This is a genomic window from Shewanella sp. SR44-3, from assembly GCF_014163735.1.
Classification (GTDB): Bacteria; Pseudomonadota; Gammaproteobacteria; order Enterobacterales; family Shewanellaceae; genus Shewanella.
On sequence record NZ_JACJDV010000023.1, the window covers coordinates 30,321 to 52,060 of the forward strand.

At 43.9% G+C, this 21,740-nt stretch carries 19 protein-coding genes and 3 tRNA genes; 16 read left to right on the forward strand and 6 right to left on the reverse strand.

Features of this window, described 5'->3' with window-relative positions:
• Positions 1-102: 102 nt before the first annotated feature.
• The 5 genes from H5073_RS12220 to H5073_RS12240 all read left to right on the forward strand — a co-directional run bounded on the left by H5073_RS12220 (position 103) and on the right by H5073_RS12240 (position 2,842).
• Positions 103-1,539, forward strand: coding sequence for a glyceraldehyde-3-phosphate dehydrogenase (locus H5073_RS12220; RefSeq protein ID WP_182679849.1), 1,437 nt, complete (start codon positions 103-105; stop codon positions 1,537-1,539).
• Between the two features lie 339 nt (positions 1,540-1,878).
• A tRNA-Gly gene (locus tag H5073_RS12225) sits at positions 1,879-1,954 on the forward strand.
• 29 nt (positions 1,955-1,983) lie between these two features.
• Positions 1,984-2,057, forward strand: a tRNA-Cys gene (locus H5073_RS12230).
• A 47-nt stretch (positions 2,058-2,104) separates the two neighbouring features.
• A tRNA-Leu gene (locus tag H5073_RS12235) sits at positions 2,105-2,190 on the forward strand.
• 250 nt (positions 2,191-2,440) lie between these two features.
• Positions 2,441-2,842: a DUF3465 domain-containing protein gene (locus H5073_RS12240; RefSeq protein WP_182679850.1), complete on the forward strand. Its 402-nt coding sequence runs from the start codon at positions 2,441-2,443 to the stop codon at positions 2,840-2,842.
• A 58-nt stretch (positions 2,843-2,900) separates the two neighbouring features.
• On the opposite strand, the gene H5073_RS12245 is transcribed toward H5073_RS12240, so the two are convergent.
• Positions 2,901-3,320: a VOC family protein gene (locus H5073_RS12245; RefSeq protein WP_182679851.1), complete on the reverse strand. Its 420-nt coding sequence runs from the start codon at positions 3,318-3,320 to the stop codon at positions 2,901-2,903.
• Positions 3,321-3,566: 246 nt separating this feature from the next.
• Between H5073_RS12245 and H5073_RS12250 the strand changes: the two genes are divergently transcribed.
• Both H5073_RS12250 and H5073_RS12255 read left to right on the forward strand, forming a co-directional pair.
• Entirely contained in the window at positions 3,567-5,129 is a 1,563-nt protein-coding gene (locus tag H5073_RS12250; RefSeq protein ID WP_182679852.1) for a hypothetical protein, read from the forward strand.
• A gap of 182 nt (positions 5,130-5,311) precedes the next feature.
• Positions 5,312-5,671 (forward strand): TonB family protein, encoded by a 360-nt coding sequence (locus H5073_RS12255; protein WP_182679853.1) that lies wholly within the window; start codon positions 5,312-5,314, stop codon positions 5,669-5,671.
• A gap of 378 nt (positions 5,672-6,049) precedes the next feature.
• On the opposite strand, the gene metG is transcribed toward H5073_RS12255, so the two are convergent.
• A complete protein-coding gene (metG, locus tag H5073_RS12260) occupies positions 6,050-8,158 on the reverse strand; it encodes a methionine--tRNA ligase (RefSeq protein WP_182679854.1) in 2,109 nt (702 codons plus the stop codon).
• Positions 8,159-8,315: 157 nt separating this feature from the next.
• On the opposite strand from metG, the gene apbC reads away from it, so the two are divergent.
• From apbC to H5073_RS12305, 9 genes are all read left to right on the forward strand, one after another.
• Complete coding sequence (gene apbC / locus H5073_RS12265) at positions 8,316-9,437, forward strand: iron-sulfur cluster carrier protein ApbC (RefSeq protein WP_182679855.1); 1,122 nt, start codon at positions 8,316-8,318, stop codon at positions 9,435-9,437.
• A gap of 8 nt (positions 9,438-9,445) precedes the next feature.
• On the forward strand, positions 9,446-10,084 hold the full coding sequence (gene udk, locus H5073_RS12270) for a uridine kinase (protein ID WP_182679856.1): 639 nt from the start codon (positions 9,446-9,448) through the stop codon (positions 10,082-10,084).
• Between the two features lie 122 nt (positions 10,085-10,206).
• Complete coding sequence (locus H5073_RS12275) at positions 10,207-10,449, forward strand: hypothetical protein (RefSeq protein WP_182679857.1); 243 nt, start codon at positions 10,207-10,209, stop codon at positions 10,447-10,449.
• Positions 10,449-11,261: an aminodeoxychorismate lyase gene (pabC, locus tag H5073_RS12280; protein WP_182679858.1), complete on the forward strand. Its 813-nt coding sequence runs from the start codon at positions 10,449-10,451 to the stop codon at positions 11,259-11,261. Before H5073_RS12275 ends, pabC begins: the two co-directional genes overlap by 1 nt.
• Before the next feature lie 460 nt (positions 11,262-11,721).
• Positions 11,722-12,741: an endolytic transglycosylase MltG gene (gene mltG, locus H5073_RS12285; RefSeq protein ID WP_404948397.1), complete on the forward strand. Its 1,020-nt coding sequence runs from the start codon at positions 11,722-11,724 to the stop codon at positions 12,739-12,741.
• Positions 12,738-13,379, forward strand: coding sequence for a dTMP kinase (gene tmk, locus H5073_RS12290; protein ID WP_182679859.1), 642 nt, complete (start codon positions 12,738-12,740; stop codon positions 13,377-13,379). The genes mltG and tmk overlap by 4 nt, the downstream gene beginning before the upstream one ends.
• A 61-nt stretch (positions 13,380-13,440) precedes the next feature.
• On the forward strand, positions 13,441-14,406 hold the full coding sequence (holB, locus tag H5073_RS12295; protein WP_182679860.1) for a DNA polymerase III subunit delta': 966 nt from the start codon (positions 13,441-13,443) through the stop codon (positions 14,404-14,406).
• 9 nt (positions 14,407-14,415) lie between these two features.
• Positions 14,416-14,742, forward strand: a complete 327-nt coding sequence (locus tag H5073_RS12300) for a PilZ domain-containing protein (protein WP_182679861.1) — start codon at positions 14,416-14,418, stop codon at positions 14,740-14,742.
• 45 nt (positions 14,743-14,787) lie between these two features.
• Entirely contained in the window at positions 14,788-15,576 is a 789-nt protein-coding gene (locus H5073_RS12305) for a TatD family hydrolase (protein WP_182679870.1), read from the forward strand.
• 212 nt (positions 15,577-15,788) lie between these two features.
• On the opposite strand, the gene H5073_RS12310 is transcribed toward H5073_RS12305, so the two are convergent.
• From H5073_RS12310 to H5073_RS12325, 4 genes are all read right to left on the reverse strand, one after another.
• Positions 15,789-18,698, reverse strand: a complete 2,910-nt coding sequence (locus H5073_RS12310) for a TonB-dependent receptor domain-containing protein (protein WP_182679862.1) — start codon at positions 18,696-18,698, stop codon at positions 15,789-15,791.
• Positions 18,699-18,997: 299 nt separating this feature from the next.
• A complete protein-coding gene (locus tag H5073_RS12315) occupies positions 18,998-19,987 on the reverse strand; it encodes an IS110 family transposase (protein WP_182679863.1) in 990 nt (329 codons plus the stop codon).
• Between the two features lie 479 nt (positions 19,988-20,466).
• Positions 20,467-21,558, reverse strand: a complete 1,092-nt coding sequence (locus H5073_RS12320) for an IS91 family transposase (RefSeq protein ID WP_182679864.1) — start codon at positions 21,556-21,558, stop codon at positions 20,467-20,469.
• Positions 21,555-21,740: tyrosine-type recombinase/integrase (locus H5073_RS12325; protein WP_182679865.1), on the reverse strand; the 186-nt coding region annotated here is incomplete at its 5' end. The genes H5073_RS12320 and H5073_RS12325, both read right to left, overlap by 4 nt.

Below are 21,740 nucleotides of genomic sequence, written 5' to 3' on the forward strand. Positions count from 1 at the left end.
AGCAGGTAAACCCTGCACACCGATTCCAATTATTGGTCTTTTCTTTTTGTTACTCAAACATTTTAGTCAGAATTACTAAAAAGTGAGATAAAGGATTTGTTAATGAGCGCTGATAAACACCTACAAAGTTGGCAAGAACGTTTCGAAATGGCAGAGGCTATGCAGCCACTACTTGGAAAACTGTATCGCAATCAAGGCGTTGAAGTCGTAGTTTACGGCAAGCCGCTGCTAAATGCATCTACCATAGAAATTATTAAATCACATCGCTTAGTCCGTCGTCATGTGGGCGAAAAACTAAGATTACGTGAAAGTTTCCCCTTTGTTGTTGCCTTAAGCAAGCTTGCAGTTAAGCATTGCAAAGTAGACATAGGTAAATTGGCCGTCAACTACTGGCGTGATAATACAGATGAATCTGGAATCGAAGCTTACATGGCGCAAGAATTAGCCGCGGGTATCGATTATGGTGACGACACGCCAGCTCGTGATGTGGTGTTATACGGTTTTGGCCGTATTGGTCGACTTTTAGCCCGTTTATTAATTGAAAAAACAGGCAAGAGCAACAAGTTACGCCTACGAGCCATTGTATTACGTGGTGGTAAAAAAGGTGATTTAGAAAAGCGTGCCAGTTTGCTGCGCCGTGACTCAGTACACGGTCCATTTAATGGCTCTGTGGAGGTTGATGAAGACAACAATGCCATTATTGCTAACGGTACTTATATCCAGATTATTTATGCTAACTCACCTGATCAAGTTGATTACACTCAGTACGGTATCAAGGATGCATTAATCGTTGATAATACGGGTATTTGGAAAGATGAAGATGGTTTAGGTTTGCACCTTAAGAGCCCAGGGGCCAGCAAAGTATTGCTGACGGCTCCCGCTAAAGGGGCAATCAAAAACATCGTTTACGGTGTCAATGAAAATGATATTTTAGCCGAAGACATTATTGTATCCGCAGCCAGCTGTACCACCAATGCGATTACGCCAGTGTTGAAAGCGGTAAATGATAAGTACGGTATTGAGAATGGTCATGTTGAAACGATCCACTCTTATACTAACGATCAAAACTTGATTGATAACTATCACAGTGCCGATAGACGTGGTCGTAGTGCACCGCTTAACATGGTGATCACTGAAACCGGTGCTGCCAAAGCGGTGGCCAAAGCCTTGCCAGTATTAGCGGGTAAATTGACCGGTAACGCCATTAGGGTGCCAACGCCCAATGTGTCTATGGCTATCATCAGCGTGAACTTAACGACTGAAACAAATCGCGATGAGCTTAATGAATATTTAAAAGACATGGCTTTGTTGTCGGAATTGCAAAATCAAATCGATTTCACCGAATCAACAGAAATCGTGTCCAGTGATTTAGTGGGCTCACGTTATGCCGGCGTGATTGATTCCCAAGCGACGATTGCAGAAGATAAGCGCGCTATCCTTTACGTTTGGTACGATAACGAATTTGGCTATAGCTGCCAAGTTGTGGGCGTGATGCAAAAAATGCTCGGTTTAACGACTTTATCTTTGCCTAAGAGATAATTTAGCCAAGCAGCCAAATTAAAAGAGCAGCTTAAGTTGCTCTTTTTTTTGTCGATTTGATCGCTTTATCAGCAGTTATAGCCAGGGTGATAAAAAACTCCTTAACCAGCATTGACAGCAGAGCCTAAAACGGTAGAATGCCAATCCGAAGTCAAGGAACAGCGAGTCTGCTAGCTTAGTTGGTAAAAGCTAGTCGATGCGACATTGGCTCAGTTGATATAGGCGACATTAGCTCAGTTGGTAGAGCGATACCTTGCCAAGCGAGATGTAATACAGCGTCATCGGTTTGAACCGTTTTTATTAGCGGTGGTCTCACCAAAGATTTATGTTAGAAAGTAGGCGACATTAGCTCAGTTGGTAGAGCGATACCTTGCCAAGGTATAGGTCATCGGTTCGAACCCGATATGTCGCTCCAATTTATCTTTATTGATATTTTGAAAGCATGGCGCGATGGCAGAATGGCTATGCTGCGGATTGCAAATCCGTCGATCTCGGTTCGACTCCGGGTCGCGCCTCCACAATTTTGTTGACTTGTTTGAGTGATTAATAGGTTAACGACACTTTTGCCCGAGTGGTGGAATCGGTAGACACAAGGGATTTAAAATCCCTCGCTGAATAAGCGTGCCAGTTCAAGTCTGGCCTCGGGTACCATTATTAACTCTAGCAATAGAGAATGGTACATTTAAGCCTCAACGAGAGTTGGGGCTTTTTTGTACATGGATTGTACTTATCCCCGTACACCATGGATGGTGTAGGAGGGGGGGGGTATCTGTAATCTATCGTAAAAGATCAAAAATCCCTCGCACTCTTTGTACCCCTTATTTAAAAGAAAACAAGCCGTACCAATGATGTTGTTTTTAAATACACTATCTTGGCTTAAAAATCATACATGGAGGTTTCTATGAAGACTTGGTCACAATCGATTATTTTACTGTTCGCTCTATCTTTGTTTTCAGTTAGCATATTGGCTAATGATCAATTACTTAATAATGCATGGCGGAGTCAGCAGAGCAATATACAAGTCCAAGGGGCGGGGAGTGTTATCCAGTTACTCGCTGATGACAATCAGGGCAATCGACATCAAAAATTTGTTATAAAATTAGCCACAGGGCAAACCCTACTGGTTGCACATAATATTGATTTAGCGGCAAAGATCCACAATCTTAGTGTTAATGATCCGATTGAGTTTTACGGTGAATATGAGTGGAATGCTAAAGGCGGCGTTATTCATTGGACCCACAGAGATCCTAATAATCATCATGCTCATGGATGGTTAAAACACAAGGGAGTGTTGTATCAATAAGCTGAAATTAACGCCTTGTCCTGATTGAGCGCCAGATTTGGCGCTCAATCAGGACGAATTAGGCGTTGAGCTGCAATAAATCCCATTTATTGCCGTAGAGATCTTCAAACACCACCACAGTGCCGTAGGGTTCTACTCTTGGCTCTTCATTGAATTTTACCCCATTGGTTTTCATTAATTGGTAATCGCGCCAAAAATCATTGCTGTGTAAGAATAAAAAGACTCGCCCGCCCGTTTGATTGCCAATCGCTTGTTTCTGCTCATCATTGCTTGCTTGCGCTAAGAGTAAGTTGGTGCCTTTAGAGTTCGCCTGCGGATCAGTGGGTGGTGAGATCAGCACCCAGCGCTTACCGCCGCCTAAGTCAGTATCTTCCACCACAGTAAATTGCAATTTTTGAGTATAAAAAGCGATAGCATCATCGTAATTTTTAACCACTAATGCGATGCTGCCAATATGTTGCTGAACTGGAATGGACATAATGTTCTCAAGCATAAAAATAATTTGCCGTGTCAGGGGAAAGCACACAAGGCGTAATTATGGTTTTTGTAACGTTTAGCAGATTGTGCCGACACTAAATGGTACTCAGCAGTTGGCACTCTTTTAAGCGGTCCATAAATTGTAGCTTGTCAGTTAGAAAATGCTTGTGTAAACAATTTGTTATTGATATTTTGTTGTTGATAAATTGTTGGATTTAATATTTTGAACTATATAAGGGAATACATAGTGTTTAAGAAAACGTTTTTTATTATCTTGGCAGTCTTTAATTTACAAGGGTGTGTAACCACAGAGCAGGTTGCAGATGTCGGTGCATACAGCACAAATAAGGCTAAGTTAGGTTTGGTTGTACTGTCAACGACTGTAAATACAAGAGAGATACCACAAATAAGCAGTGTCACGTTAGAAAGGGTTAACCCAGAAAATAAAAATAAAAGCGAAAGACATTACCTTATAAATCAAATGTCGGGGAAATCAACCGTCACTTCATTATTTTTCGGTGGTTTACCTAGTGGGGAGTATAAAATTATACAAGTGAGTGCACCCGCGTTCGGTGGTTCAAAGTTTCTTGATATTAGTGACTCTAAACTTACTGGAAATTTCAACATAGTGCCAGGCACTGTTGTTGATCTAGGTAGGCTCATATTAACCGCAGTAAATACAAAAGCTGCTGTTGGACGCAGTAAATTAATAGTCAACAATTCAAACCTAATTGATAGGTTCTTTAAACATGAGCCAGAATTAATTAATCCAAATAAAGTTACTGGTTGGATTGAACCTCATAAAACAATCGATGAAGTGGAGCAACTTGCGCTTGACTATCCTCAAGGGATTTCTAGTTTTGCTGAAACTCAAGATGGTCAAGTGATTGCAGGTACCAACCTAGGGACAACACTGGTGCGTTCTGTAGGTGGAAAATGGCAAGTGCTATCACGTAATGAAAATCTACACCAGATCTCCGCCTTAGTCAGTTATGATATTGATGATAGCATTGCCATCGTAGCTGATGAATATGGGGCCTTGTATCGTATCACTAAAAATGGAGACATTGTTACGCTTGCCAAAGGCAACTTACCCGATGGGAGAATTGTGTTCATTAATTCATCAGAGCAGTATGACCATTGGTTTGTTGGGCTTGAGCGTGACGGTTTATCTGAGCTTTATAGTGCGAATAGTTTAGAAAGTGGTTTGTGGAATTTAGAGAGAAAAGTTGAAATAGGCATGAATGTATGGAGTGGAATGCAAGGTGCATGGTATTGGAATCGACCCGATGGTATCGGCTTTGCGTCATCGAAAGAAGACACAGTGAGTTGCTTTGATTACAACAAAAAAGAATGGATGAGTCACTTAACCCCAAGTAAGCGAACCATTATTTCTGTATCCACTGCTGAAGGCAATGATTCAATTGGCGTGTTGACATCACCAGGGGGAGGGGTCGCTGGTATTTTTGCCAAAACACATATAAGCGATGATTGTGGAAAATCATGGCTTGAGATTGACTCTCCTTATACAGTGAAATTTTCAGCCCCCTTGGTCGTTAAAGATAAATTTATATTAGAAACGGGTGGTGTATTTAGTGATGAAGGCATTTACGCATCAAAAGATAATGGTAAAAGTTGGTTTAAAATCACAAGTGAAAAATATTTAACAGAAAGATTATGGATGTCAAAAAGCAATGGTCTTTTTTCCGTCACGAATGGAGCCTATGGCTTTGAGACGTTAGAGAACTCAAAAGATTTAGGCTCAACCTGGGAACTAGAGTTTTCGAGCTTTATTATTTTTAATAAATAATGTCATAACGAATTATTACCAAAAAGTTTAAGCCTGTTCTATTTCAGTGTAAAAAAGGTCGCAGCGCGACCTTTTTATTTTTGATGTTATAGCTTGATGTGACTTTAAAGGGCGAATTCATGTTGTATTGTAAAAAATTAGTTTTTGTTGTTCTTTTTGTGTCGGGGTGTGCGAACCCAACCATGCAAGATAAGTTATCATTATTTAAAGCTAACGCTTTTAAAAGCCCATCACGTTGCGACTCTGAATTCACTAAGGCGCAGAATGCTAGATATAAAATCAGTGCACCTTTTCAAGTCCAATATCCGATAAGTGCATTGCGAGATAAAAAGGAAGGTTTTGTTAACATGGAGTTTGATTTGAGCCAAGATGGTATTCCAATAAATATTAATATCATTGAGTCTTATCCTGAGCGTATGTTTAATAGAGAGTCTGAAAGAAACCTATCTCGAGCAAGATATGAGTTAAAGTCAGCAGGTATATCAACAAATAACACCTGCTTGTCTGTTCAACTTAATTATTTTCTACAGGATAAAACTTAATTTTACTCTTCAACACATCAATTTTATAGGGGATGATAGTCGTGATGGGATAACACTACCAACCATGACACCCATTGTTAAATTTTCATTTTTGAGTCACCAGGTCTGACTGATACCTCGGAATTTTAGAGGCGAGCCATGGTGATTTGCGAGACGACCGTCCATCCCATGGACGGGATGTTCGAGCCCTCAAGGATGCTTTTGATTTAAATCAAGAGCGCGGCGTGTCGTGGATACTTTTTATTAAAGAAAAGGGCCTTGGCAAGCCTGAACTGTGGATGTGTAGACGACTGAATTGTGCTCATCAGCCAATAAAAAGGTCGCCTAAGCGACCTTTGTTTTCATTAACTGACTAGGTGGACTGCAGCGAATGCCGAGTTACTTCACGCGCATGCCGGGTTTGGCACCTTGGTGAGGCTCTAAAATCCATAACTCGTCACCACCTGGGCCTGCGGCTAATACCATGCCTTCTGACATGCCAAAGCGCATCTTGCGTGGTGCAAGGTTGGCAACCATCACAGTGAGTTTGCCTTCAAGATCTTCTGGTGCATAAGCAGACTTGATACCAGCGAACACTTGCTTGGTGACGCCGCCTAAATCTAATTGCAGTTTTAGCAACTTGTCAGCATCGGCGACGTGCTCGGCTTTGGCAATCAGCGCAATGCGCAAATCAAGCTTAGCGAAATCTTCAAAGCTGATTTCATCACTGATAGGGTCGTCAGTTAACGGGCTGTCAGTTAATGGTGCATCGCTGCTCACTTTCTTAGGCGCACTTTTATCGGCACTCTTATCTACTTTCTTGTCAGCCTTTTTGTCGGCTTTAGGCGCTTCAGTGGGCTGTAAGTTGTCTTTAGAGGCATCCACCATGGCGGCAACCTTGTCTAAATCGACGCGCTGCATCATGGCCTTAAACGGCGCGATTTCATGCGCTGTCATGTCTTTAGCTAAATTAGCCCAAGTGAGCTCAAGTTGCATAAAGGCTTCAACATCTTGACTTAAACGTGGCAACACAGGCTTTAGGTAAGTGGTCAAAATACGGAATAAATTCAACGCAATAGAGCAGACTTCATGGGCTTGTGCTTGCTTGTCATCTTCTTTAACTAGCTGCCACGGAGCTTGTTCTGCCACAAAGCCGTTAGCGATATCGGCCATGGTCATGATTTCACGCATGGCTTTACCGTATTCACGGGCTTCATAAAATTCAGCAATCACCTCTTGCTTAGCAATAAAGCTTTCAGCCAGGCTGTTATCTTTAACGGCGGCTAACTTGCCATCGAAACGCTTGCTGATAAAGCCTGCGGTGCGTGAGGCTAAGTTCACTAGCTTGCCGACTAAGTCAGAGTTTACGCGCTGGGCGAAGTCTTCAAGGTTCAAATCTAAGTCATCGATGCGGCTACTGAGCTTAGCGGCGTAGTAGTAGCGCAAGTATTCTGGGTCTAAATGGTCTAAATAGGTGCGTGCCTTAATAAAGGTGCCCTTAGATTTAGACATTTTCGCGCCATTAACTGTTACATAACCGTGGGCGTAAACGCTGGTAGGTTTACGCAGGCCTGCGCCTTCTAGCATGGCAGGCCAAAACAGGCTGTGGAAGTAGACTATGTCTTTACCGATGAAGTGATACACCTCGGCGCTGGAGTCTTTGGCCCAAAAATCATCAAAATTGATGTCGGTGCGCTTAGCGCAGAAATTCTTGAACGAGCCCATGTAGCCGATAGGTGCATCCAGCCATACATAGAAGTATTTGCCCGGTGCATCTGGGATTTCAAAACCAAAGTAGGGCGCATCGCGGGAGATATCCCACTGCTGCAAGCCTTGCTCGAACCATTCGTTAAGTTTGTTGGCCATTTCCGACTGCAAAGAGCCTGAGTGGATCCACTCTTTTAGCATGCCCTCAAAAGCAGGCAAGTCGAAAAAGAAGTGCTCAGTGTCTTTCATCACTGGGGTGGCGCCCGACACGGCAGAACGTGGATTGATTAGATCTGTGGTGCTGTAGGTTGCGCCGCAGCTGTCGCAGTTGTCGCCGTATTGATCGTCAGATTTACATTTTGGGCAGGTGCCCTTAACGAAACGGTCAGGCAGGAACATGGATTTTTCTGGGTCATAGAGCTGAGAAATCGTCTTAGTCTTAATGTGGCCCGCATCACGCAACTTAATGTAGATGTCACTGGCAAGCTCGCGGTTTTCGTCGCTGTGGGTGCTGTGAAAATTATCAAACGCCACGTTGAAGTCAGCAAAATCTTGTTCATGCTCTTTTTGCACTTGGGCGATCATCGCCTCTGGTGCTATGCCTAATTGCTGTGCTTTAAGCATGATAGGGGTGCCGTGGGCATCGTCGGCGCAAATGTAGTGACACTCATGGCCACGCATTTTTTGAAAACGAGACCAGATATCCGTTTGGATATATTCCAACATATGCCCTAGGTGAATAGGACCATTAGCATAGGGAAGGGCACTGGTGACCAGTATTTTACGTTGTGATTGTGTCATTTTGTCTCAACATCTCGTTGCCGCTTGAATATGGCCAAGATACTAACCGATAACCATCAGATTTTCATCAAAACATGCATGAAAAGGGCTAATTTAACGCTAAAACTTTGGGATTTTCTGATACACTTGGCCAAATTTTTTAGAGAGGATGTCGCTTTTGTCTACTGCGCGTACAAATTACCAAGTATCTGATGCACTTTTAGCCTCTGTATTGGCCATCCTCTCCCGCTATCGCGACCCTTATTTACAGCAAGACTTAGTCTCAGCCTTTTGTGTTCATTCGCTATCCTTAACGGGCAACACCCTAGCCATTGGGCTAGTGTTTCCCTATCCTTGCGTCGATAGCTACCCCGAACTTAATACCAAGCTCACAGAGATGCTGATAACGCTGCCAGAGATTACTGACATCAAGCTTGAGTGCCGTCTGGATGTGCCAGCCAATAATCTAAGCGGGGCGCAGGCAAATCCAGCGTTAAAAAATATTAAGCATGTGATTGCCGTGGCGTCAGGCAAGGGCGGTGTGGGTAAGTCTACTACGGCGATAAACTTAGCCATTGCCCTGAGGTTACAAGGCGCTAAAGTGGGGATTTTGGATGCGGACATTTATGGCCCGTCTATCCCAATGATGCTTGGGCTCAGCGATTTTACCCCAAGCACAAATGACGGCAAAATGATGCAGCCTGCCAAGGCCCATGGCTTGGTGGCGCAATCCATTGGCTTTATTCTTAAAGACGAGCAAGCCGCCATGTGGCGCGGCCCCATGGCAGCGGGCGCATTAACTCAGTTATTATCCGAAACCGACTGGCCCGAATTAGATTATCTGGTGGTGGATATGCCGCCAGGCACTGGGGATATTCAGCTTACCTTAGCGCAAAAGGCCCAAGTGTCAGGCGCGGTTATCGTCACCACGCCCCAAGATATCGCCTTAGCGGATGCCAAGAAAGGCATCAGTTTATTCAATAAGGTGAACGTCCCAGTATTAGGCATAGTGGAAAACATGAGTTTTCATCTGTGCCAAGCATGTGGCCATAAAGCCCATCCTTTTGGCAGCGACGGCGGCAGTAAGATTGCCCAGCGTTACCAAGTCCCCCTATTAGGTTCATTGCCGCTCGATATCGGCATTGGCCAATCCATGGACAGCGGCAATCCTTGCATTGCCCTTGAGCCTGACACCCAAGTGTCGGCTATCTATAAGGATATTGCGGCAAAAGTTGGCGCTGCACTTGCGTTAGCACAAAGACAAACATCAGTATCAATTAGCATATCAGACGACGAGTAAGGTTTAGAATGAATTCTCAGCAATGTGTCATCATTGGGATTGCCGGTGCGTCGGCTTCGGGTAAGAGTTTAATCGCGAAGACGATTTTTGACGAACTGCGCCGGGATCTGGGCACAGATCAAATAGGCGTGATCAATGAAGATGCCTACTATAAAGATCAGAGTCATATGTCCATGGAGGAAAGGGTCCAGACCAATTATGATCACCCTAAGGCATTAGACCACCAGTTATTATGTAGCCACCTTAAGCAGTTAAAAGCGGGCCAAGCCGCTGATATCCCTTGCTACAGTTATACTGAGCATACTCGTATTAGCGACACTATCCACATGACGCCTAAAAAAGTGATCATCTTGGAAGGTATTCTGCTGTTAACTGATCCTAAGCTGCGCGATCTGATGGATGCGTCTGTATTCATGGATACGCCACTGGACATCTGTTTCCTGCGCCGCTTGACTCGTGACGTTGCCGAGCGTGACCGTACTATGGAGTCAGTGATTTCTCAGTACAAAAAAACCGTAAGACCTATGTTCTTGCAGTTTATTGAGCCGTCAAAGCAATATGCGGATATTATCGTGCCAAGGGGTGGAAAGAATCGTATCGCCACCGATATTTTAAAGACACGTATTCAGCATTTGTTGGCTAAGTAATAACGCGTATACCGTTTGTGGCTGTTGCTAACATCAGGTTAGCAACAGCCACACAGCCTAAGTAAAGCCCAGGTAAACACCAATCCAAACCTAAGCAATAGCAAATTCAGGGAGTGATTAAGATGCGCTTAACTGACAGTGAACGTGAGCCATGCTTTGATAAGCAGACTCAGCGCTATGCCGCTCAAACCGATAACACTCAGCGATATAAAACTCAATCTTATAAAAATCAGACTCATCAAGGTTTACCTCAAGCGACTTTGCTACACCAAGCTCCATCGCCCCTCGTAGAATATACAGGCGCTAACCCTGCTCAGCTTCAGCGCTTTGCTTACACGCGGCATTATCAGAGTCAGGTTCACTAATGTTACCTCTGTGGACCAATCAGCCCACTGTGGCAGGCATTCATCCGTTAGATCGCGGCCTTGCCTATGGTGACGGAGTGTTTGCCACCATGCGCAGTAACGGGCAGATTTTATTTTTAACCCAGCATTTGGCCCGTATTGAGCAGTCTTGCGCCCGCTTAGGATTTAGCTGGCAAGCGTCCGGCGAGCTTAAGGATAAATTGACTGAGCTTGCAAAAGCTTATCCCATGCATTGCATTAAATTAATAGTCAGCCGCGGTGTGGGTGGTCGAGGCTATCAATCGCCTCAAGCTGCAACTGCGACTGAAATCGTGTCTGTCAGTGAGCTACCTAGCCATTACGGCGCTTGGCAGCAACAGGGAATAACCCTCGCCTTGAGCGAGGTGCGCTTAGGTCAACAGCCTAGGCTTGCAGGCATTAAGCACTTGAATCGCTTGGAGCAAGTGCTGATTAAAAGCCAAGCCTTACCCAATGGCATGGAGGATTGGCTAGTGCTCGACAGTGAAGCTTGGGTGATTGAATCATCAATGGCTAATCTGTTTGGTGTTAAAGACGGAATTATTTATACTCCAGCCTTGCATCAAGCTGGGGTGTCTGGTGTTACTCGAGAAATTATCATCCAGACCTTGTTAACACAGGGATATACTGTGGTGGTGTGCGGCGTTAAACAAGATTTCCTTAGTGACTGCGAGCATGTGTTTCTTAGCAACAGTTTATTCGGAGTGGTCGATGTTAAGGGGATTGATAACCAAGCGTACACACCTTGGCCCCAATCGACTCAATTAAGGCATTCATTAGGGTTATCTCTTTAGCAAATCTATGAAAAAAATTACCTTAGCTAAATTACAACATTTTTTAGGCGCAACCCGCCGCGCTGCCCTTGAGTGGCGTGCTCAGCTATATCGCAATGTGCTGAAATGGCGCTCTTCTGGCTCGACAATCACTAGCACGGCACAGGCAGCCGACAAACAGACCCGTACTAAAGCGGGCAAGCTAAAAGCACTCAAGATACAAACCTTAAAGCCTGCAAGTCTTACAGCGACAGAGCTTAAATCCTCTGCACTTAAATCAACAGGGCTTGAAGCTAAGTCATTAACTAACAAACAACTCAACACTAAACCGCTTAAACCTAAGCCTCCCAAGCAAGCGGGGACTAAATCGAGCGGGGCTAAAGTTAATGCCGCAAAGTTTAGTTGGCCTAAGCATCCAGTAAAATCTCTGCAGCAGATGTGTTCAACAGCGCAGCTCACATTAGCGCAGTTTACAGGGCATGTGAAACGCTGCAATTTATTCTATAAATGGGCCTTAAGTGTGTGCTTAAGTTTGATCCTACTAACAGGCTCTGTGTCGGTGGCGATTAACAGCTTAACCGCTTACCCAGAGCAAGCCCTTAAGCTTGACAAGCCCACTCAAGTTACCATTGCAGCTGGCATGTCAGTCACCAAGCTAGTGCAGCAACTAGAGCAACAAGGATTGCTCACGGATAGTTGGAAAATCAAATATTTGGTTAAATTAAAACCAGAGCTTGCACAAATACGCACTGGTTTGTACGAGTTATTTCCAAGTGACACCTTGGGCAGTTTTTTACAACGGGTACTCGAGGGTAAAGTTGTGACTTTCTCTGTGACTTTAGTGGAAGGGAAATCCATTAAAGAATGGCAATCAAGCCTAGATGAACAGCCGAGGTTGAGCCTTTCTGAAGCGCCATTTTTAACTGTACTTAAGGCGCACGGCGATGACAGTGGTCTGCCTGAGGGGAAGTTTTATCCAGAAACCTATTATTACCATGCGGATGAATCTGTGGTTGATGTGTTAAATCGCAGCTATGTGATGATGCAATCAGCGCTTAATGCGGCTTGGGAAGGGCGCAGTGATGATGTGCAGGTAAAGAGTGCTTATGAATTGCTGATCCTGGCGTCCATTATAGAAAAAGAAACCGGTCAAGCCAGTGAGCGGCCATTGATTTCAGCTGTGTTTAATAATCGCTTGAAATTAGGCATGCGCCTGCAAACCGACCCCACGGTGATTTACGGCATGGGCGAACGCTTTAAGGGCAATATTACTCGCAAAGATTTACAAGAAGCGACAGCCTTTAATACCTATAAAATAAAGGGGTTGCCGCCAACACCAATCGCAGCGCCAAGCCAGGCTGCACTGGAAGCTGCCGCCAATCCGGCGGCAGTGGACTACTTGTATTTTGTGTCCCGCAATGATGGCAGCCATGTGTTTTCAAAAACACTAAAAGCCCATAACGCGGCGGTTAACCAATACCAGAGAAGAAAGAAAAAATGACAGTCCAACAGCGTCAAAAATTAGGAAAATTTGTTGTTATTGAAGGCCTTGAAGGTGCGGGTAAATCCAGTGCCGTAGCCTTAGTTAAGGCGCTCCTTGCTGGTCACACAGGCCATGAGCCTGTGTGCACCCGCGAGCCTGGCGGTACACCACTGGCTGAGCGCATTCGTGATTTAGTTAAAATCGCGGATCCCCAAGATCCTCTCTGCGATGAAGCCGAATGCCTGCTGATTTATGCAGCCCGTACACAACTTATTGCTAACGTGATAAAACCTGCACTACAACGCGGCGAATGGGTATTGGGGGACAGGCACAATCTGTCATCCCTTGCCTATCAGGGTGGCGGACGTGGCTTAATGCCCTTAGTTAACACCTTAAGTGAGGCATGTTTACAAGGTTTTAAACCAGATTTGACCTTGTATTTAGATATCGAACCAAGCCTTGGCTTAACAAGGGCGGCTAATCGCGGCGCCTTAGACAGAATTGAGCAACAAGCGCTAGGTTTTTTTGAGCGTGCCCGTGAGACCTATTTACAATTGGCCAGCCAAGACAACAGCATATTAGTGATAGATGCAAGCCAAAGCCTTGAAGCCGTCCATGGTGATATTAAGCAAGTATTAGCCAGCCAGTTAGCGTAAATCAACTTAAGGCTAATCTGACGAGGAAAACTTGCTCATTACCCAAAAACAGAGGCCACCCATGAGCACAGATTATGATATTTCAGCACTTCCATGGTTGCATGCAAGCCATGAACTCTTGCTTAACCAAGTGCGGCAAGGCAGCTTAAGTCACGGCCATTTATTGGACGTGCACACTCAATTGGGCGGCGATGTACTGGCTGATTCCATGGCAAAGCTAATCTTATGTCAGGCCTTAACGCCTGTGGGTGCTTGCGGTCAATGCAAGGCATGTTTATTAGTCAGTGCTGGTACCCATCCGGATTTACATAGCGTGGCGCCGGACGGCAACCAGATCAAAGTCGATCAAATTCGCAGCCTTTGCAACAGTTTGACCTCGACAGCCCAGCAGGGCGGCAAACGTGTGGCAATTATTTATCAAAGTGAGCGCTTGAATACGGCTTCAGCCAATGCGTTACTGAAAACCTTAGAGGAGCCAGGGAAAGAGACCTTTGTTATTTTGCAAACAGATAGGCCAGCGGCACTATTGGCAACAGTCAAAAGCCGTTGCCAGACATTGACCCTAACGCCACCCAGTAATGCAGAGGTAACTGCTTGGCTTAAGGCGCAGCAATTACTGCCAACCGCTCTTGATGGCGCCAAACCTCATGATGTGACTTGGTGTTTAAGTGTCGTCGGCGGGCCTATTCAGTTGGCTGCAAGCCTACAAAGTGACAAGTATCAAACCTTGCTCAATTACCGCAAGGAATGGGCCTTAAGTTTACGTTCGGGCCACCTTTGTGGCAGTTTATTGCACTTAAAAGACAGCCAGCTTATTGATGCGTTACAAGTGCTTTATTTGTACTTACGTCACTTTGTGTTAAAAAGTAATGACATCAATGCGTTTACTAAGGCGCAAGTCATCACATTGGCTGCTAGAATCATGGATATGTGCCATAAGTTAACCACTATGGCAGCGGTCAATGCTCAGGGATTATGCATGGATTATGTCTTAGCATTCAAGCAATTAACTCATACTCACAGGTAGTCATATGTCATGGTAAATCTTGTTGTTAATTTTGATAGTTTGCACCAGCTTTATCGTGCTTATATGCCGTTTATCAAACCAGCGGGGCTATTTGTCGCCACTTCTGAGAGCCATTACTTAGGCGAGAGCTTAACCATTTCATATCGGTTACCTGATGCGACTCAGATGCATGAATTTACCGGCACAGTGGTGTGGATTAATCCATTAGGTGCATCTGGTGGCCGCCCCGCAGGCGTTGGGCTTAAAATTAAAACGGATCCTGAGAGTCATAAAAATCACATAGAAAAACTGCTTTCCAGGGAATTAGCCTCGGCAGATTTGACCTGTACCATGTAGCTAGGTATCCTTGGCTGCCTTTTTTTGAGTAGACCTATTTTCACCATGCTTATTGATTCCCACTGCCATTTAGACCGCTTAAAAGCGGCCCCAGATCAAGCCAGCCTCAAGTTGATTGTTGATTCAGCTAAAGCCCAAGGGGTCGATTACCTGTTGTGCGTTAACGTGCGCCAGCAAGGTTTTGAAGCCATGCGGGATAAGGTCAGCATCTTTGACAATGTGTTTCTCTCCTCTGGTGTGCATCCCTTAGATGTGCAAGAAGGGCTAGACATCGCCAAGATTGCAGAATATGCCAACGATGTGAGAGTCGTCGCCATTGGGGAGACTGGGCTAGATTACTTTTACGCCGATGAAACCAAAATATTGCAGCAGCAATGTTTTGAGCAGCAAATAGCCTTAGCAACTCAAGTTAACAAACCCCTTATTGTCCATACCCGCGATGCCAGAGAAGACACCATAGCCATGCTGAAAGCGGGCAATGCTGACAGGGTGGGTGGCGTGTTGCATTGCTTTACCGAAAACTGGGAAATGGCCAAAGCCGCCATAGACTTAGGTTTTTACATTTCGGTTTCAGGCATAGTCACATTCAAAAATGCCGGCGAACTACGCAGCGTTATTCGTAAAGTGCCTAAAGACAGGTTATTAGTGGAAACCGACTCACCTTACTTGGCACCTGTACCTCACAGAGGTCAAGAAAACCAACCGGCTTATGTATATGATGTGGCAAAATTTGTTGCAGAACTCAGGGGCGAGCAGTTTGAAGAGTTAGCCCAGTACACTACAGAAAACTTCTTTAATTTATTTAAAGGTGCTGCAAAGCTTACTGGCCGCTAAGTCCACGCTTGGTAATTAATATAAAGCCCAGTGAGCTAATTCAGTTGTGTGAGATGTGCTTTTTTTTGTTGTTCTTATTTGAGCTGTTTATGATAAGTAAAGGTTCTATAGTAAAAGCAATCTGAAAGATTAACTTCCCTTAAGGCGATAAAATAAAACAGGCTATAGCCAAAGCTATAGCCTGTTACGTCAACATCTTTATAGTATAGATATTAGAAGTTAACTTTCATACCAACAAAGGCACGACGACCAACAAGATCATATAACGCATCACTTGTGTACCCTGGTGGTAAGGTATCAAATAAATTACGTATACCACCATTCACAAACACATTGTCACTTACGCGATATGATGCAGTAATGTCGTGAGTTGTCAGTGATGGAACCCAACCAGGCTCTAAATCTTCTGGTGAACCACCGTTTGGTGATACATCGTAAGTTACGACGCGATCAATATAACGTGTGCCCCAGCTAAGTGTTAGATCATCGATACGATAATCAACAGAGAATCGTAGTTGAAGCTCTGGATCCCCTAGCTCTCCTTTCTCGTCGTTAATTTCATCTGGACGGTCTTGGAATTCAAAACGTTCAAGTTCTAATAACTGATTACCTAAAAGATTGAAGCCTAATTCACCAGGAAGATCAAAGCTAGACATATCCATTTTATAGCTAGCCTGGAACTCTAAGCCTCGAGTATAAATAGCTGAAGCATTCAAGTAGCCTGAACGGACTAAGATAATATCTTTAGTGATAGGGTCACGATCGACATCTGCACAATAAGCTGCATCAGGACTACCCGTTGCATCAACACAGTTATCAACTATATTTTGTTCTTTCACGTACAGAATCGCATCTTCGATATCGATATCATAGTAGTCAACGGTGAAAGATAAGTTATCAACAAACGTTGGTACCCAAACAAGGCCTAATGTCATTGATGATGATGTTTCTGACTTAAGATCTGGATTACCGCCAGATATAGAATCAACAGAAACGTTATCATTAGCTTGGAAACCTACTGGAATGCCTAATGCCGCACAGTTCGCCACGCGGTCAGGATCATCGTTAATTCTATCGGCATCACAAGGATCTCGTACATCAGCAAAACCTGGAGATTGTGGATCAAATGCTTCACCAATGTTAGGTGCGCGTACGGCTTCACCGATTGTGCCACGCAGGCTTAATTCTTCAATTGGTGAGTAGAACATGCCTACCTTCCAAGATTCAGATTCACCAGCGTGAGAATAATCCGCTGTACGGAACGCAGCATCTAGAGTGAGCTCATGTATTAATGTCATGTCTTTAATTAAAGGCACGTTCATTTCAATAAAGTACTCGGTTACATCGTATTCGCCGTATGAGTCTGGCGATGCAGCATTTGTTAAAAATCCTGCTTTAGTAAATTCATCAGTGATTGTTTCAGATGTTTCTTCACGGTACTCAAAACCGACAACAACATCGATTGCGCCGCCCTGAAGCTCAAAGAACTCAGAGGAGTCAGTAGCTAATGTACCGCCAATCACTTGTTGGGTAATAACATCTTCACGTGTCACATCAGCTGAAACCCAGTCTCTTGCAGCTTCTGATGAATTTCCCATACCAAATGGGTTATAAGCAACACAATCTGAAGGGTTTACAGAGGCTTTGCTTTTATAACCCGTTGGCTGTGCACTGGCAACTTGGCTGCGACATGCAGCAAGGCCTGTAGCAGGATCAATCACTGAGTCTAATGCATCGAGAAAGTTATTAGGGATTAAGTCATTTAAGGTTTTACGTTTGTTGTCAGTTTGACCATAAACATAAAAAGTCTCATAGTTGAACATGGTTTCACTTAATGTAAAACCACCTTTAACGCCGCCTACATATCTGAACGTTTCACGCACGTTATCTGCTGAGCGGTTACCAAGTTCATCGAAGAATTTAGCTAATGTAAATGAATTTTGGCCTGCATCTAACATGGTTTGTTTTAAACCAGCGTCAAGGAAGGCATTCTCTTGAACATTGACACTTATACCGCCAAAACGGAAAGAAGGCTGAAATTGCTGTTTAATATCAGAACGTACATATTTAACATCACTGAAGAAGTTAATGTTATCGTTGATATCGTAATTAAACGTAGAGCCTATATTGATTTTTTCCACACCAGGAATATAGTTTTCATAATCCTCGCCATTGAAACAATATTGACAGCCATCAGGGAAATTACCAAACGCGAAGCTATTTGATAAATCACGCTCCGTTTGTAATAAAGGCTTACCAGCGTCATCAAATACCCAACGACCAGCTGCGCCACCAAAAGCATTGGCAACACCATTAGCATGGATCATTTCAGAAGAAACATTCGGTCTTCTTAATTGATCAGGAATACCATCTTCTTCACCTTTGCTTAGAGGATTGATAACAGTTCCCCAACCGTCAAATTGACGAATGGCCTCTGACATAACTTCTTTTGTTCTGTCATAACCAGCGAAGAAAGTAACGTTACCACGACCACTAGAAAGGTCTGCACCCGCTAAAATATCAAATGAATGATCTTTAGTGCCAACACCCTCTAACGAATCAGATGCAGTAGCATTAAACTCAAACCCTTCATAATTATCTTTTAAGACAATATTGATAACACCAGATACAGCATCAGAACCATAAATAGCAGACGCGCCACCAGTAACTATATCTACGCGTTCGATTAGGCTTGAAGGAATTGTTGATAAATCTACTTGAGCAGAGCCTGCAGAACCAGCAACATGGCGTTTGCCATTAATAAGAACTAGTGTTCTATTGGCACCTAAACGACGCAAATCGGCAGAACTAACACCTGCTTCTGAGTTGCTATTGTTGTTACCAATAATTGTGTTTGTAGCACCAATTGAAGGCAGTTCAGAAAGAACACTGGCCAAATCAGAGTTACCAAACTTAGCAAGCTCTTCAGAAGAAAGACTTACAATAGGAGCTGGTTGAGTTAATTCAGCTTTTGCAATACGTGAGCCTGTTACAGCTATTTTTTCAATCTTTTCTTCTTCGTTATTTTCTTCTGCAGCATAAGCAGGTAACGCCAAAGTTGCTACAGCACCCATGGCAACAGCCAAGCGTATAGAACGTGATAATTTTGAGTTTACAAACATGAATTTCTCCCTAAGTTATTCATATTATTATTGAATTATTCACTGTTTTTTATGGTGTAAATTTTTTATATATAAAGGTTATATAAAACAGTGAATTTCATTTTTGATTTAAACATTAAAAAACCATCGTTGCAACAATTAACAAACAAAATCGATGTGTTATACAATTAGTTTGTACGATAAATATTACGTGGATACTAAATATGTTAAATCTAGGTTGGTTTTTGAACAAGGCAAGCCGCCAAAGGATAAAATAATGAGCCGTGATGGGATTTTTGGAAGTATATCTAACAAAACGACTATGGCGTCAACAGCTTATTTTCACCTGTATTCTTATCCCACATGACGCCATCTCTTAGCATCGAATTGAGGATGACGACCATCTTTCGCACGCATGCAATAATAGCCACTTTCTTGGGCTTTCCTAGTCCAAGTAGTCGCTGATATGTGGCTTTAAACACTGGGTTACACTGCATAGCCGACATCATTGCCATATAGAGTACAGTGCGTACTTGTGCTCGTCCGCCTTGGATGACCCGCTTGCCTTTGTAGGCGCCACTTTCTTTGGTCATGGGGGCAACCCCGATGAGGGAAGCTGCTTGTTTATTGGTGATATAGCCTAGCTCTGGCACATTACTGATAATTGATGCGGCTGCTATTTTTCCTATCCCTGGCATGCTCTGCAATATGATGTTTTTGCTTTGATACTCGGTACATTCTTCAATTAATTTTTGTATTTTCAACTCGATTTTTGTTATCTGGTTCTTTAGCGCTGTAAGAATGGGTTTAATGGTAGAAAGGAGTGTTTGAGATAAGATTTGATGGCGATTTTTTTCCATGGTTTGCATGGTTTGCATGGTTTGCATGGTGAGAAGTTGATTCCTTCGAGTAACTAAATCACTCATTAATCTTATTTTTTCAGGTTTTAACTCCGTCAGTTTAGGCTTGATGGCTTCGGCATAGTGAGCGATAAGTTCGGCATCTAATCGGTCATTTTTGGCGCGTCGACCAATAGCGCCTGCAAATCGTTTAACGTGCATAGGGTTAGCGATAACAAAGGGGAGCTTTGCTTCTGAGCAGGCTAGAATGAATGGCATTTCCAGTCGACCAGTCGCTTCAACAACAATGCACTGAGGCTTGTGAATTTTTATCTTATTGATGGCATCTCTAATCCCTTTTTCGTCATTAGCAACAGTGAAAAAGATATCAAGGGGGCGGATAAAGATATCAAGTTGTGATTTACCAATATCAACTCCGACATTGATGTTTTGCATGTGATGGCTATTCATAATAAGCGTTCTCTTTATTGCGAAATACGGGTTCTAGACCCAGTCGACTATTCGAGTTTAATGCTTGGAGTTCTACATGATGCTCACGTTTGTTATCGGTCTCTCAATAGAGGAGCCATAAGGATATCGAGCTATCATATAGAAGGCTTAAGTTGCGACAAAAGCTTGGGACTCACTTTACCCAAATTACTTAGTTATTATCCATACAATAAGGATAGGCCGCGCGAAGCCGCGTCCTTATCCCAAGTGTTGAACAAGCCCGAACACGTGTGATGTTACTCTTTATTATGTAAATAACAGTTCGAGAATACGATCTGTTTGGTGTGATGTTACATCGTCTACTTTTCGGTAATCAGCAGCTCCCCTTAGCGCCTTTGGTGATTATTTATATGATTTGATTTAAATCTATTAATTTCAGTGCTTTAAGTAAAATCTCATCAGTATCAGTTAAGCCACTCTCCTCATTAACATGTTCAGAGCTAGGTTAAGGGCATAAAGTTTGTCGTTCGCTTTACTACGCCCATAAAACGCATGGGCTGTTGGCAACAAGGACATCGGCGGGTCGCTAATCTGCGTTTTACCTCGGCTATGATTGGGCTTTCTGTTACTTGAAACTGCGCACCTGCAACCGCGAGCATCAGCTGTATCTGTAACCTAAGTTTTTTGGCGTTGCCTCTGAGCAAACCATAGTCCCTGACTCGGCGTAATCCCTTGGGTAAAACATGCTGCAGCACTAACCACAGAAATTGAACCGTGGGTAGCGTTCGCACTTCTGTGCTTTGGGTTTGACTGTCCTCATACTCAAAACAGACCTGTCCATCAATATCACTAACAATGTTTTCGTCAGGCAGTACGCCGCGATACAGATAGCGTGACAAATATTGTAGTGCAGGCAAGCCTTTACCCACATGGCGGCAGTCAACTACCCATTTTTTGGGGAGTGAAGCGGGCAGTATGATAGCGGGATGTTGTGCCAGATTTTCAAGCAAACGTGCGCGCCAAACTTTGGCTAAGTTGAAGGCATTAAACAGGTATTTCCCTTTATTCTTTTGCCAGTGTTTTTTGTGCTTGTTGAAGCTTCCAGCGGGAAGGATGAAGTGGATATGTGGGTGCAAGTCACGCCGTCGGCTGTGAGTATGCAGCACGCCGGTAAAACCGATGTCACCAGCGAGTTTCTTCGAGTTTTTAGCAAAGTCTTTCAGTACACTGGCCGTCACAGTGAACATGGCTTGATAAAGCCGCTCAGGTTGATATTTAGCAACCACTCGCACCTCAAACGGCAGGGTAAAGGTCACCATAAAGTAGTCGACGGGCAGTAACTTAGCCTGTTGTTTAGCCAGCCAATCTTGGGTGGTGTGGTGCTGACACTGTGGACAACTGCGATGACCGCATGACAGCGGAAAGTCGGCCGAATGAGTGCAACCCTGACACGCCCAGTGGCTGGTGCTTTGGCTATTGCTGCGGCAACTTAGCATGGCATGAATGGCTTGGCGCATGGTTGTGGTGATACGCCCTTGATAGCGTTCATTAAACTCATCAAGATGGTCGCGTAAAATATCGATGAACCTCATAAGTCACACTCCCATTTCAACACCAGATTATTCGTCAGTTGGTTAATCGATTCGACGGTGTTCTTGCGAGTGATGGTGGTGAGCCGGGTGTAACGGGCGGTGGTGTTGAGGCTATTGTGGCCGAGTAACTGCTGCACTGAGCGTAAATCTAACCCTTGCTCAAGCAGATGAGTGGCATAGCT

Coding starts and splice junctions, on each gene's coding strand:
- pabC (WP_182679858.1), top strand. CDS start 10,449: ATGTTACCTCTGTGGACCAATCAGCCCACTGTGGCAGGCATTCATCCG.
- holB (WP_182679860.1), top strand. CDS start 13,441: ATGAGCACAGATTATGATATTTCAGCACTTCCATGGTTGCATGCAAGC.
- H5073_RS12320 (WP_182679864.1), bottom strand. CDS start 21,558: ATGAGGTTCATCGATATTTTACGCGACCATCTTGATGAGTTTAATGAA.
- H5073_RS12245 (WP_182679851.1), bottom strand. CDS start 3,320: ATGTCCATTCCAGTTCAGCAACATATTGGCAGCATCGCATTAGTGGTT.
- H5073_RS12315 (WP_182679863.1), bottom strand. CDS start 19,987: ATGAATAGCCATCACATGCAAAACATCAATGTCGGAGTTGATATTGGT.
- H5073_RS12255 (WP_182679853.1), top strand. CDS start 5,312: ATGCAAGATAAGTTATCATTATTTAAAGCTAACGCTTTTAAAAGCCCA.
- metG (WP_182679854.1), bottom strand. CDS start 8,158: ATGACACAATCACAACGTAAAATACTGGTCACCAGTGCCCTTCCCTAT.
- tmk (WP_182679859.1), top strand. CDS start 12,738: ATGACAGTCCAACAGCGTCAAAAATTAGGAAAATTTGTTGTTATTGAA.
- H5073_RS12240 (WP_182679850.1), top strand. CDS start 2,441: ATGAAGACTTGGTCACAATCGATTATTTTACTGTTCGCTCTATCTTTG.
- H5073_RS12310 (WP_182679862.1), bottom strand. CDS start 18,698: ATGTTTGTAAACTCAAAATTATCACGTTCTATACGCTTGGCTGTTGCC.
- H5073_RS12220 (WP_182679849.1), top strand. CDS start 103: ATGAGCGCTGATAAACACCTACAAAGTTGGCAAGAACGTTTCGAAATG.
- H5073_RS12275 (WP_182679857.1), top strand. CDS start 10,207: ATGCGCTTAACTGACAGTGAACGTGAGCCATGCTTTGATAAGCAGACT.
- H5073_RS12305 (WP_182679870.1), top strand. CDS start 14,788: ATGCTTATTGATTCCCACTGCCATTTAGACCGCTTAAAAGCGGCCCCA.
- udk (WP_182679856.1), top strand. CDS start 9,446: ATGAATTCTCAGCAATGTGTCATCATTGGGATTGCCGGTGCGTCGGCT.
- H5073_RS12300 (WP_182679861.1), top strand. CDS start 14,416: ATGGTAAATCTTGTTGTTAATTTTGATAGTTTGCACCAGCTTTATCGT.